This window comes from Kaistella soli, from assembly GCF_019038595.1.
Lineage (GTDB): Bacteria > Bacteroidota > Bacteroidia > Flavobacteriales > Weeksellaceae > Kaistella > Kaistella soli.
Window position 1 is genome coordinate 180,124 of record NZ_JAHOPF010000001.1, and the last position, 12,350, is coordinate 192,473.

Annotated in this window: 13 protein-coding genes; 11 read left to right on the plus strand and 2 right to left on the minus strand. The window is 39.2% G+C overall.

From position 1 onward, the window contains the following. Nucleotides 1-10: 10 nt before the first annotated feature. From KSK37_RS00845 to KSK37_RS00880, 8 genes are all read left to right on the plus strand, one after another. A complete protein-coding gene (locus tag KSK37_RS00845; RefSeq protein ID WP_088358388.1) occupies nt 11-430 on the plus strand; it encodes a DUF2147 domain-containing protein in 420 nt (139 codons plus the stop codon). 113 nt (nt 431-543) lie between these two features. Next, nucleotides 544-1,527 carry a pyruvate dehydrogenase complex E1 component subunit beta gene (locus tag KSK37_RS00850; RefSeq protein WP_217198893.1) on the plus strand — a complete coding sequence of 328 codons (984 nt, stop codon included), beginning with the start codon at nt 544-546 and terminating at the stop codon, nt 1,525-1,527. A 111-nt stretch (nt 1,528-1,638) separates the two neighbouring features. After that, a complete protein-coding gene (locus tag KSK37_RS00855; protein WP_217198894.1) occupies nt 1,639-3,630 on the plus strand; it encodes a KUP/HAK/KT family potassium transporter in 1,992 nt (663 codons plus the stop codon). A gap of 95 nt (nt 3,631-3,725) precedes the next feature. Continuing rightward, nucleotides 3,726-4,199 (plus strand): Fur family transcriptional regulator, encoded by a 474-nt coding sequence (locus tag KSK37_RS00860; protein WP_088358386.1) that lies wholly within the window; start codon nt 3,726-3,728, stop codon nt 4,197-4,199. Next, complete coding sequence (locus KSK37_RS00865; protein WP_217198895.1) at nt 4,199-5,935, plus strand: OstA-like protein; 1,737 nt, start codon at nt 4,199-4,201, stop codon at nt 5,933-5,935. Before KSK37_RS00860 ends, KSK37_RS00865 begins: the two co-directional genes overlap by 1 nt. Before the next feature lie 97 nt (nt 5,936-6,032). Then, a complete protein-coding gene (locus KSK37_RS00870; protein ID WP_088358384.1) occupies nt 6,033-7,208 on the plus strand; it encodes an aspartate aminotransferase family protein in 1,176 nt (391 codons plus the stop codon). A 249-nt stretch (nt 7,209-7,457) separates the two neighbouring features. After that, nucleotides 7,458-7,844: an START-like domain-containing protein gene (locus KSK37_RS00875; RefSeq protein WP_088358383.1), complete on the plus strand. Its 387-nt coding sequence runs from the start codon at nt 7,458-7,460 to the stop codon at nt 7,842-7,844. 73 nt (nt 7,845-7,917) lie between these two features. Continuing rightward, a complete protein-coding gene (locus KSK37_RS00880) occupies nt 7,918-8,724 on the plus strand; it encodes an aminotransferase class IV (protein ID WP_217198896.1) in 807 nt (268 codons plus the stop codon). Between the two features lie 134 nt (nt 8,725-8,858). Here KSK37_RS00880 and KSK37_RS00885 read toward each other — a convergent pair whose 3' ends face one another. Next, on the minus strand, nt 8,859-9,407 hold the full coding sequence (locus KSK37_RS00885) for a YqgE/AlgH family protein (protein ID WP_088358381.1): 549 nt from the start codon (nt 9,405-9,407) through the stop codon (nt 8,859-8,861). A gap of 54 nt (nt 9,408-9,461) precedes the next feature. On the opposite strand from KSK37_RS00885, the gene pdxH reads away from it, so the two are divergent. Beyond that, nucleotides 9,462-10,106 carry a pyridoxamine 5'-phosphate oxidase gene (gene pdxH / locus KSK37_RS00890; RefSeq protein WP_088358380.1) on the plus strand — a complete coding sequence of 215 codons (645 nt, stop codon included), beginning with the start codon at nt 9,462-9,464 and terminating at the stop codon, nt 10,104-10,106. 115 nt (nt 10,107-10,221) lie between these two features. Here pdxH and KSK37_RS00895 read toward each other — a convergent pair whose 3' ends face one another. After that, a complete protein-coding gene (locus tag KSK37_RS00895) occupies nt 10,222-10,515 on the minus strand; it encodes an HU family DNA-binding protein (protein WP_088358379.1) in 294 nt (97 codons plus the stop codon). 399 nt (nt 10,516-10,914) lie between these two features. Here KSK37_RS00895 and panD point away from each other — a divergent pair, with 399 nt between their 5' ends. Both panD and KSK37_RS00905 read left to right on the plus strand, forming a co-directional pair. Further along, the gene (gene panD, locus KSK37_RS00900) at nt 10,915-11,265 is read left to right on the plus strand and encodes an aspartate 1-decarboxylase (RefSeq protein WP_088358378.1); all 351 of its coding nucleotides are present in this window, start codon (nt 10,915-10,917) and stop codon (nt 11,263-11,265) included. A 27-nt stretch (nt 11,266-11,292) separates the two neighbouring features. Next, complete coding sequence (locus KSK37_RS00905; protein ID WP_217198897.1) at nt 11,293-12,342, plus strand: lysylphosphatidylglycerol synthase transmembrane domain-containing protein; 1,050 nt, start codon at nt 11,293-11,295, stop codon at nt 12,340-12,342. The last annotated feature ends 8 nt before the right edge of the window (nt 12,343-12,350 follow it).

Genomic DNA, 12,350 nt, shown 5'->3' on the forward strand with positions numbered 1-12,350 from the left:
AATTTATAAAATGAAAAAAATAATTTTCGCTTTCGTTGCTTTATTTTTCGCAACGCTTTCTTATGCTCAGATCGAAGGAAAATGGAAAACCATCGATGATGAAACAGGACAGGCAAAATCTATTGTTGAAATCTACAAAAAATCTGACGGCAAGTACTACGGAAAAGTGTCGCAGCTTTTAATAAAACCTACTCACGAAACCTGTATCGACTGTAAAGACGACAGAAAAAACAAGCCGATTTTGGGTATGGAAATCGTAAGAGGAATGAAAAAAGAAGGTAAAGAATTTACAGGAGGTACCATCACCGATCCTAAAACCGGTAAAACTTACAAATGTAATATCACAAGAGAAGGTGATAAACTGAATGTTAGAGGATATATCGGATTTTCACTGATCGGAAGAAGCCAAACCTGGCATGCTGTAAAATAAACCTGAAAATAAATAAAAAAAAGCAATTCGAAAGAGTTGCTTTTTTTATGTCCAATATCATCTGAAGGTTTGGGAAAAAATCTTTACTTTTGTAGTCTAATTTTTCAATGAATATGAAGGAATATACTTTTCGTGAAGTGATTGCCCAGGCAATGAGCGAGGAAATGCGTAAGGATCAATCAATTTATTTAATGGGTGAAGAAGTTGCTGAATACAACGGTGCTTACAAAGCATCAAAAGGTATGCTCGACGAATTCGGCCCAAAAAGAGTAATCGATACCCCCATTGCGGAGCTCGGCTTTACAGGAATTGCGGTAGGTTCGGCAATGAACGGAAACAGACCGATTGTTGAATACATGACTTTTAATTTTGCTTTGGTTGGTATTGACCAGATCATTAATAACGCTGCCAAAATCCGCCAGATGAGCGGTGGACAGTGGAATTGCCCGATCGTTTTCAGAGGTCCTACGGCGTCAGCAGGTCAGTTGGGTGCAACACACTCTCAGGCGCTGGAAAGCTGGTTTGCAAACACACCAGGTTTAAAAGTAGTGGTTCCTTCAAATCCGTATGACGCGAAAGGTTTATTGAAAGCGGCAATTCAGGACAACGATCCTGTGATCTTCATGGAGTCTGAGCAGATGTATGGAGACAAAATGGAAATTCCGGAAGAAGAATATTATATCCCAATCGGGAAAGCAGATATCAAGAAAGAAGGTAAAGATGTTACTTTGGTTTCTTTCGGTAAAATCATGAAACTTGCCATGCAGGCTGCAGAAGATATGGAAAAAGAAGGTATCTCAGTTGAAGTGATCGATTTGAGAACTGTGCGTCCGTTGGATTTTGATACTGTTATTGCGTCTGTGAAGAAAACAAACAGACTGGTTATTCTTGAAGAAGCGTGGCCGTTTGGATCTGTTTCATCAGAAATTACTTATATGGTGCAGCAGAAAGCATTTGATTATCTGGATGCGCCAATTAAAAGAATTACCACTCCGGATGCGCCGGCACCTTATTCAGCGGCTTTATTTGCCGAATGGTTCCCGAAACTGGAGAAAGTGAAAGAAGAAATCAAGAAAGCAATGTATATCAAAGCATAAACAGAAAACTCCCGAAAGGGAGTTTTTTTTGTTTAAATCGTCATTTAATTACTAAAAATCATTTCTGAATAATTTTTTAATCTAAATTTGTGCATTAAATATTATTAAATAATGTCAGAAGTAGTTGAAGGCGGTCATCATTTTGATACGAAAAAACTCACAGCAATGGGAGTTCTGGTTTCCCTCGGAATTGTTTTCGGTGATATCGGAACCTCGCCGCTGTATGTGATGAAGGCAATTGTGAATGCCAGAAAAGATGGCGGAAGTATGCCTTTTGATGATTATATTGAAGGTGCGCTTTCATGTATCATCTGGACTCTTACCCTCCAAACTACCATTAAATATGTAGTGATTGCTTTAAGAGCCGATAATAAAGGGGAGGGCGGAATTCTTTCTCTGTACTCCCTGGTAAAAAGACTCAAAAAGAAATGGCTCTATGTTATCGCGATTATTGGTGCCGCAACGCTGGTCGCCGACAGTGTGATAACCCCTTCTCTAACGGTAATGTCAGCAGTGGAAGGGCTTAAGATTTACAGTCCGCATACCCCTGTGGTTGCAATTACCCTGATTATTCTGGCAATAGTCTTTTTTATTCAGCAGTTTGGTACTGCATCGATAGGAAAGTTCTTCGGCCCGGTCATGGTACTTTGGTTTCTCGTTCTGGGAATATTTGGGGCTGTGCATGTTTTTGACCATCTCGATATCTTGAAAGCTTTTAATCCCTATTATGCATATAATTTAATCACCCATTCGCCCAGTGCAATTGTGATTATGGGTGCGGTTTTCCTGTGTACCACAGGTGCTGAGGCGCTGTATTCAGATTTAGGACATTGTGGCAAACAAAATATACGCGTGAGCTGGGTTTTCGTAAAAATAATGCTCATTTTGAATTATTTAGGACAGGGTGCCTGGTTGCTTGATAATTATCATCAGGTGGCTGAAGGAATCAATCCTATATTCGGTATTATGCCACAATGGGCTATTCTTCCCGGAGTAATTCTTGCAACAGCGGCGGCGATTATTGCAAGTCAGTCCGTTATTACGGGGTCTTTTACGATGTTTTCAGAGGCGATGTCGGTTTCTTTCTGGCCCAATCAGCAGATTGATTATCCCTCCGGAATTAAAGGTCAGATGTATATTCCGAGAATCAACTGGGGACTGATGGTGCTTTGTTTTATCGTGGTGATTTACTTTAAAAAATCTGAACTCATGGAAGCCGCTTATGGTTTGACCATCACGATTACGATGTTGATGACTACTACACTTCTGTTTTACTGGCTGAGCCGAACCAGAGTAAATAAAATTTTTGCTATCGGATTTGTTACGGTTTATCTTTTCATTGAATTAGGGTTTTTCTATGCTAATGTTATTAAGTTTTTCGATGGAGGTTGGCTTACAATGGCGCTCGGCGGATTTATTGCAACGTGTATGTATGCCTGGTATAACGGACGGCTCATCAAGGGAAAATTTATTAAGTTCGTTAAGCTTGATAAATACGTGTCCATTATTAAAGATTTAAAACTGGATGAAACCATCCCTAAATACGCCACCAATCTGGCTTTTCTGAGCCGAGCAAAAAGAGAGGACGAAATTGAATCCAAAATCATTTACTCGATTCTAAGGAAACAGCCGAAACGTGCAGATCATTACTTTATCTTAAATATTGTAAATCAGGAAGATCCGTTCACTTTTAAGTATACCATTGATGAAATTATGCCTGGAACGATTTACAGAATTAATTTCCTTCTCGGATTTAAGATCGACAGAAGGATTAACGATTATTTCGATCAGGTGTTGGCGGATATGATGGAAGAGGGAAGTATCCCGTCACGAAGCAGTCATCCTTCACTGCGTGCCTTTAACATACCGCCCGATCTTAAATATGTAATTATTGACAACACCTATATCAACGATACTCTGTTAACGGTGAAAGAAAAAATGACGCTCAATATTTATAATTTTGTGAAATATATTGGCAGTGACGATTTCAAAGCTTGGGGAATATCTGCCCATAATGTGGTGGTAGAATCTGCGCCGCTGCTGGATCAGAAGGTGATTACCAAAAAAATTAAGCAGGTTGAATTCAGACATTATAATTCCTAATAATAAATTCCCGATTTTTTTCGGGAATTTTTTTTATGGAAACACCAGGGTTTCCATTTAGAATAAAATCAATAAATTTGTAGATAATTTTTTTGATGAACACTAAACAGAAAGAACTTAATATAACCACGATAAAGGAGGTTTTAAGACAGTATCTGCAGGATAAAGGTTTTAGAAATACTCCCGAACGCTATACGATTCTGGAGGAAATTTACTCCATGGAACATCACTTTAATGTGGATGACCTTTACCTTCTGATGATGCAGAAGAAATATCATGTTTCCAAAGCAACCATCTATAATACGATTGAAATTTTTCTCGATGCAGGCTTAATCCGTAAGCACCAGTTCGGGGAAAAAACACTTACTTCTTCCTCTTACGAAAAGTCTTACTTCGATAAACAGCATGATCATCTGGTGATTTACAAGAAAGATTCAGACAAAGAAATTGAAGAAATCATCGAGTTCTGCGACCCGAGAATTCAGGGAATTAAGGAAGCAATTGAAAACGCATTTGGCGTAACTATTGATTCTCATTCGCTTTATTTTTACGGTACCAAAAAAAATTAATGAAAAAACTTTTCGTTTTATTTCTTTTCATCAGTGCATTTTCTTTTGCGCAGATTGCTACAAAGCCACAGGATCCTTTGGTGAAAGACCCTTATTTCAATACCGCGCAGAAAGCTCCGCAGGGCGAAAAAGTGCGTCTCATCCATTCAGATTTCTTTCAGAAAACACCGGAAAAGTATAGCGGTAACCCATATTTCTCCGGTAATGTACAGTTTGAGCATCAGGGCTCGCTTCTCAGCGCAGATGAAGTAATTTTCTATGAAGAGCAGAATTTTGTAAAAGCGATCGGCAACGTAAAACTTCAAAACGCGGACGGATCTGTAATCACTGCCGGAGAAATGGAGTATGACGGAAACTCACAGAAAGGAATTGCAAGAAAAAATGTGGTGCTTACCGACCCCAAGCAAACCATCAAGACCGAAACACTGTATTACGACAGGCTGTCCAATAAAGCCTATTTCAATACCGGAGGAACTATTTCTGATGCTGCCAATGTGATGTACACCAAGTCGGCAACCTACGATTTGAACTCAAAAATGATCGATTTCACAGGGAATGTCAAAATTAATAATCCCGATTATACGGTAGAAGGTACAAACATTGTTCAGAACCAAAACACCAATACCGCAATTTTCAGCGGACCGACGACGATAACAAACAAGAAAAACCCAGCCAATCTTATTTATACGGAGAAGGGAACCTATAATATGAATTCCAAGGAAGTATATCTGAAGAAGAATTCCAGAATTCATTATAACGATAAAATCCTTACCGGAGACGATATGTATTTCAATCAGATTACCGGATTTGGAACAGCTAAAGGAAATGTAACGCTTCGCGATCCGAAAGAAAGACGGTATATGAAGGGTGGTTACGGTGAAATCTACGAGAAGAAAGATTCAGCGATGATGACGGACCGTCCGTATGCGGTAAAGATTTTAGATAAAGATTCCATGTATTTCTCTGCACAGAAGATTTTAGCGTACCAGAAGATTGATCCGGCAAATCCGTTAAAAAAGAAAAGTTTCCTGAGAGCCTACAAAAAGTCGAGAATGTTTAAATCAAACATTCAGGTGCGGGCAGATTCGCTGGCATTTAATGAAACCGACGGCGTTATGCACCTTTTTGGTAAACCTATTGCGTGGAGCGGCGAAAAACAGGTAACCGGAGATAAGATAGAAGCTTATTTCGATACGGAAAGCGAATATATCGATTCCTTAAAAGTAGTGGGAAATGCATTCGCTATCAGCAAGGCTGACTCACTGAATCTGAAAGACGAATTCAATCAGGTAAAAGGCAAACTGATGACCGTTTATTATAAAGAGAACGAGATCACTCTCGCAAAAGTTATCGGTAATGCGCAGGCAATCACTTATGCCGACGACCAGAATGAGAAAACCAAAGAAACTGAAAGGATAGGAGTTGCGCTTTCAACCTGCGGAACGATAGAAGCAGAGTTCGAAGAAAGACGCGTGCAGATCATTTCCTGTAACGTGGGCGCAAATACGGACATTTACCCGATGAGCAAGATCGCTCGGGAAAAGCGCTTCTTCCCCGATTTTAACTGGAACACCAAAGACCGGCTGCGCAAATGGCAGGACATCTTCCTCGATACTCCTGACTATGAGGAGGTGAAATATCAGTCTGATGATGCCCTCTATAACGCGGCACAGAAAGCCATCGACGACGCCAAGGCAAAAGAAGAGGCGAAGAAACCGAAAAGGGTAAGAAAATAGAACGTTCCGGAGAATTAATGAGTATCGGAAAATACAAGAAAAAACAGAGGCGTTCCGTAGGAACGCTATCTTTTTTAAATTCAAAAATTATATAAAAATGCAAGCTGATTTTTTTAAGTACCAGGCTAAAACCACACAGTTCGCCGCAGGCTTCGAAGTGGAAAAAGCCGAGGGAAGTTACATCTACGGAAAAGACGGAAGAAGATACCTTGATTTTGTTGCCGGAGTTTCCGCCAATACTTTAGGACATTCCCATCCGAAAATTGTAGAAGCTATTAAAACCCAGGCTGAAAAATATCTGCACGTCATGGTTTATGGCGAGTACGCACAGGAAATGCCTGTAAAACTCTGTAAACTTTTAGCAGAGGCAACTCCGGAACCTTTGGAGGTGACCTATCTGGTGAATTCAGGTGCAGAAGCTATTGACGGGAGTTTGAAACTTGCGAAAAGATATACCGGAAGAGAAGAAATTATCTCTTTTAAGAATTCTTATCACGGCAACACACATGGCGCTTTGTCGGTTTCCGGGAATGAATATCACAAACGTGAGTTCCGTCCGCTTTTACCTTTGGTAAGTTTTATCGAATTTAATGAGGAAAAAGACCTGCAAAAAATTACCGATAAAACGGCATGCGTTATTCTGGAAACCATTCAGGGAGCCGCAGGATTTCTTCTCCCTGAAAATAATTATCTGAAGAAACTCAAAGCCCGCTGCGAAGAGGTGGGTGCTCTGCTTATTCTCGATGAAATACAGCCAGGATTCGGACGTACCGGAAAACTCTTTGCTTTCGAACATTACGGAATTGTTCCTGATATCCTCGCCATGGGTAAAGGAATGGGAGGAGGCGTTCCCGTAGGAGCATTTATGAGTTCCAGAAAGATCATGGAAACGTTGTCACATTCTCCAAAACTGGGTCATATCACTACTTTTGGCGGAAACCCTCTTATTGCTGCTGCAAGTTATGCAACACTGAAAGAAGTGCTGGAAAGCGGACTGATGAATGAAGTGGAAAAGAAAGAGCAGCTCTTCCGTGAACTGCTGGTTCATCCTAAAATTAAAAACATCAACGGACGCGGATTAATGCTTGCGGTAAATCTGGGCTCACCGGAATATACGTTGAATGTCGCCAAACGATGTATGGAAAAAGGTCTGGTTGTTTTCTGGCAGCTGTACCGTAATGAATACATGAGAATTTCTCCGCCTTTAACTTTGTCTCCGGAAGAAATCCGGGAAGGATGTGAGATTATTCTGGAAGTTCTCAATGAGGACTGAAAGCCTTTTTCAAAGGAAAAACTGAATAAACTTTTAGCCCCGATTGAACGGCATGTCTGAGCTCTTTTTTGTTGGGTTGCGGCGGTTTCGGTGCAGCCCCAAAAAAAAAGCGAGTAGTGAAAGCGGGTACAGATTATGATGCAAAAATCCATGCTTCGGGCTACATGATATTTCGCACATTTCAGCCAATATTTTGCATATATTAAAAATTAATTTATATATTGCGACACATTAAAAAAAGGCAGAAATATGGCGAAAACGAAAGTGCAGTATGAATTTCCAATGCACTGTCAGTCGGAGATTTTATATGAATATATGGCAAGCGCAGAAGGGCTTTCTGAGTGGTTTGCTGACGAGGTTGTAGAAAAAGGCGATGATTTTTTCTTCAGCTGGAATGGCGGGCCTGCCGAAAAAGCTACGCTGATCCGTTATAAGCCTGAAAGTTTTGTGCGTTTTCGTTGGGAAGAGGATGAAGGAACCAAAAACTTCTTCGAAATGACGATCGTAATTGATGATATTACTGAAGATTTATCACTGAATGTTACCGATTTCTGTGATGCCGGCGACGAAGATGAAAACCAGTTATACTGGGAAAACTTAATCGAAAATCTAAAAATAAAATTAGGCGCGTCTTAATTTTTTTTGAATACCGATAAACTTGATGGACGATTTTTCGTTCATTATTTTTTTAACCTAAACTCAGCTTATTTTGGAACAGCAAATATTTACTTCCGAAAATTTCCAGGCCCAGAACCGCGCATTTCTTTATGGTGATGCGGTGAAGGTTTCTTTTTTTGTCCGCAGTTCTCAGCTTATTATTGCCGAAGAATCCTATTTTTTTCTGATGGCTTCGATGCGAAAAATGAGGATGAATATTCCGCTGACTTTTACGCTGGAATTTTTTCAGAATCTTTTTACTGAAAACGTAATTAATCAAGGTGTTTCGGACGGAATTATCCAACTTTTAATGTACCGGAATTCCGGGGAAGAACAGTTGGAGAAGGCCGAAGTTTCCTTTTATTTTGAGGTGAAAAGCATTGATGATGTTTTAGGAATTCAGGGTGATTTTGAAATGGATTTGATTAAAGAAATCAACGTCAATACCAATCTTCTGAGTAATATCCGTGTTCATTGTCCGGAAAATATTTATGCTGGGATTTACGCGAAGGAAAATGATCTTGATGATGTTATTTTACTGAATCCCAATAAGAGAATTGCGAGAAGTATCTCCGGGAACCTGCTGTTTTTGGAAGGTGATGTGATTAAAATTCCGAAACAGGCGGAAGGCGCCTATATTTCGCCTTTGATGGAGAATTTCGTCACTTTTGTCCATAAAAATAAACTGGCCGATGTTCAGGAAACTGAAATGATCGCTTTCGAATCTCAGAAAGCAGAAGAAATTCTGGTAATTTCAGATGAAAAGGGAATTTTCGCCGTGACAAAAATTCGGAATAAATCGTTCGGGAAAACCAGGTTTACAGACATGGTTGAAAAATGGAAAAGCAACTTCGTCTGAAATTGACAAACCCGGGAAACAACTTTTAAAGAATGTCATTCACCGGGTTTTAGTTTTGGATGTTATGATAGTAACGGAGGATCGTATCTTTAATTATTGAGCGAATGATTAAAGTTTTGTTAAAGTTTCAATGATCAGTTCATCGAAATATCTTCCGGCGCGTTGGCCCAGAGAAGAAATTCGCCGCCCAGATTCTGCATGATGTTTTTCCATAAATGATGGTCGTTAGGCAACGTATAATCCAAATTATACACGTCCACAACCGTCCATATTTTTTTGCGGATTTCGCTTTCCAGCTGTTGCGCGGCCCAGCCGGAATAACCTGAAAATACTTTGATTTCCTCCACGGAGATCTGTTCGCTGATGATTCCGGTAACTACACTTTCAATATCTTCGGTAAGGTAATATTCGTCATTGATTTCGGAAAAATTTTCCGTGATCTTTTTTCCTTTGTTGATGAAAAATATTTTATCATTTTCCACCGGTCCTCCTTCGTAAACATCCACCGGGAAGCCAAAAATGGTAAGCAGTCTGGCGCTCATATTGGTGTTCTTTTTATTCAGAATCAGTCCGAAAGCGCCTTCTTCGTTATGATCCACAATAAGTACCACAGAACGCGAAAAGATATCGCCGGAAATATCCGGAGTGGAAATTAAAATTTTACCTTTGTAAGAATAATTCATCTGATAGGTGAGGCCAAATAGAAAACCTGTAATCAAATGTAATAAAAAAAATTAATGGAAAACCTTCACGACAAAAGAAAAATTTACGAAAAATCCCAACTTCTTGAAAATCATATCAAAGAAAATCCGATGGAGCAGTTCCGGAACTGGTTTCTCGAAGCGGAAGAAAATCCTGATGTTTCTGAAGCGAACGCGATGGCAGTTTCAACACTGGAAAATGACGGCTGTCCGCGCACAAGAATGGTTTTGCTTAAATCTTTTAACTGGGAGGGCTTCGTTTTTTATACCAATTATGAAAGCCGGAAAGGAAAAGCCATTGAAAATAATCACAAGGCATGTCTTCATTTTTTCTGGCCGAATCTGGAAAGGCAGATTATCATTAAGGCCAACTTAGAAAGAGTTGCTGAAAATTTGAGCGACGGTTATTTCTTTTCACGTCCTAAAGGCAGCCAGTTGGGAGCAGTAGTTTCTCCCCAAAGTCAGGTAATTCCGGACCGTAATTTTCTTGAAGAAAAACTGAAAGATCTTGAAAAAGAATTTGAAAATAAAGAAGTGCCGCGTCCGAAAAACTGGGGCGGCTATCTGGCAAAACCGTACGAGATTGAATTTTGGCAGGGAAGGCCGAACCGCCTTCACGACAGGATCATCTATGAACTCCAGGAAAACTTCGACTGGAAGATCTCGCGGCTTGCTCCTTAAAGGAAGCTTTGCAAATTCCTGAAGAAAATAAAATATTGCGGATTAAAATCAAAAGTTTAAGCCAAAAAAAAGCCTCATCAGTTGATGAGGCTTTAAAGTTAGTATAATCTAACGATTATTTTTTCTTAGCACCGCCCATTACTGAATCAGCTAAATCAGCACCAGCTTTAAATTTCGCAACTTTTTTAGCAGCAATTTTAATTGGTTTTTTAGTTGCAGGGTTAATACCTTGTCTTGCAGCTCTTTCAGCTACTGAGAAAGTACCGAAACCTACTAGAGAAACTTTTCCGTCTTTTTGCTTCAAAGTAGTTGTTACATTAGAAATGAAAGATTCAAGAGCAGCTTTAGCAGCAACTTTTGTGATGTTTGCATCTTTTGCGATTGCGTCGATTAATTCAGACTTGTTCATAATATTAATTATTTAGGTTAGTTTTATTGTTAAAGCAAATATAAAACAATTTTCAAATTGCGCAAATTTTTTAGATATATTTAATTAAAAATTGATTAAAATCTTAAATTTAACAGAAACTCATAAATCAGACTGTTGTCAATTAATCAGCGTTTGCGACTTCTAAAATTATGCCAACTCCTTTAGCTGTCGGTGTTTAATGCTTTTTAGTATTTGAAAATCATAATTGTGAATTATTGAATTTGACATCAATATTTTACCTTCATTGAGTATAATCATGCAAAAAAAGTTCATACTGCCCATTCATACTATTATTAACACAGGTTTTTTATAAATAAAGCAATCAATAAAATGTTAATAAATTCTGTTCGTTCTGATTAAAATAATTAAATTTGCGCCATGCTAATTGAAGTTTTTAAATCAAAAATTCACAGAGTACGGGTAACCGAATCTGACCTTAATTATATAGGAAGTATCACCATTGATGAAGACCTTTTGGAAGCTTCTGGAATAATGGTGGGAGAAAGGGTGTTTATTGTGAATGTGAACAATGGTGAAAGATTTGACACTTATGCTATCAAAGGCAAACGCAAATCAGGAGAGATTTGTCTTAACGGACCTGCTGCAAGGCGTGTTCAGCGCGGAGACATTATCATTATTATCGCTTACGCACAGATGACACCGGAAGAAGCAAAAACCTTCCAGCCGAAGATTATTTTCCCTGACGAGAAAACAAATCTTCTTACCTAATTTCTCAATAGAAAATCTACTTCAGTTTTGGAAGAAATCAAAAAACCCAACCCTCTGAAATCGTTCATAACGGTTGCTGTTTCTTTAGCGATCGCCGCACTTTTCATGTGGTTTGCTTTAAAAGGAATGGAATTTAGAAAAATTGCAGGATATTTCGCCAAAGCGAATTATTTCTGGGTTTTTGCTGCCTCAATCTTCGGGATTCTGGCCTATTGGTTCCGTGCGGTCCGCTGGAATCTTTTACTTGAGCCGATGGGCTATAAAATTTCAAACGCCAACGCGTTCTGGACCATCTCTTTCGGATATTTAATGAATCTTACCATTCCCCGAAGTGGTGAGCTTGCACGCTCTACTGCGCTTTTCGGTGTGGAAAAAGTTCCTGTGGACAAATCCTTCGGAACGATTATTCTAGAAAGAGTGGTGGATCTGGTATGTATGGGCGGGTTTCTGCTTTTGACCTTGATTTTCAAATACGACGCAATACTGTCTTTTTATCAGTATGTCACAGTGGAAAAAGGAAAAACACAGCCAACGGCACCAAATAATAATCTGTATTTTTTCCTGGGAGGATTGATTATTCTCGGCATTTTATTTTTGTTGTTAAGAAAAAACCTCCGGAAATTTACGGTCTATCAGAAAGGACTGAATTTCGCGAAAGGAATTTTCCATGGTTTGATGTCGATCTTTAAAATGAAACAAAAGGGAAAATTCATCCTTTTATCAGTTGGCATTTGGATTTCCTATTATCTCGCTGCTTATCTGGTATGTTTTGCACTTCCGGAAACCTCTGCTTTTACCTTTGCTGACGGCTTTTTCATCATCGTTGTAGGAACATTGGGAATGATGGTTCCCGCTTCCGGCGGAATTGGGGCTTTTCATTTTGCGCTGAAGCTTGGTATCATGGCTTTATTTCTTTCTATGGGCAAGAATCCGGAAGAAGGTGGTGAAGCCGGGCTTTCTTACGCATTTATTTCCCACACAATGCAGTTGGTCATTATGATTGTAATGGGAATTGTTTCTATTCCGATGCTTGCCAAAGCGAGAAACCAATTGCTCAAAAACCAGAACTTAAAATAAAAAAAAAT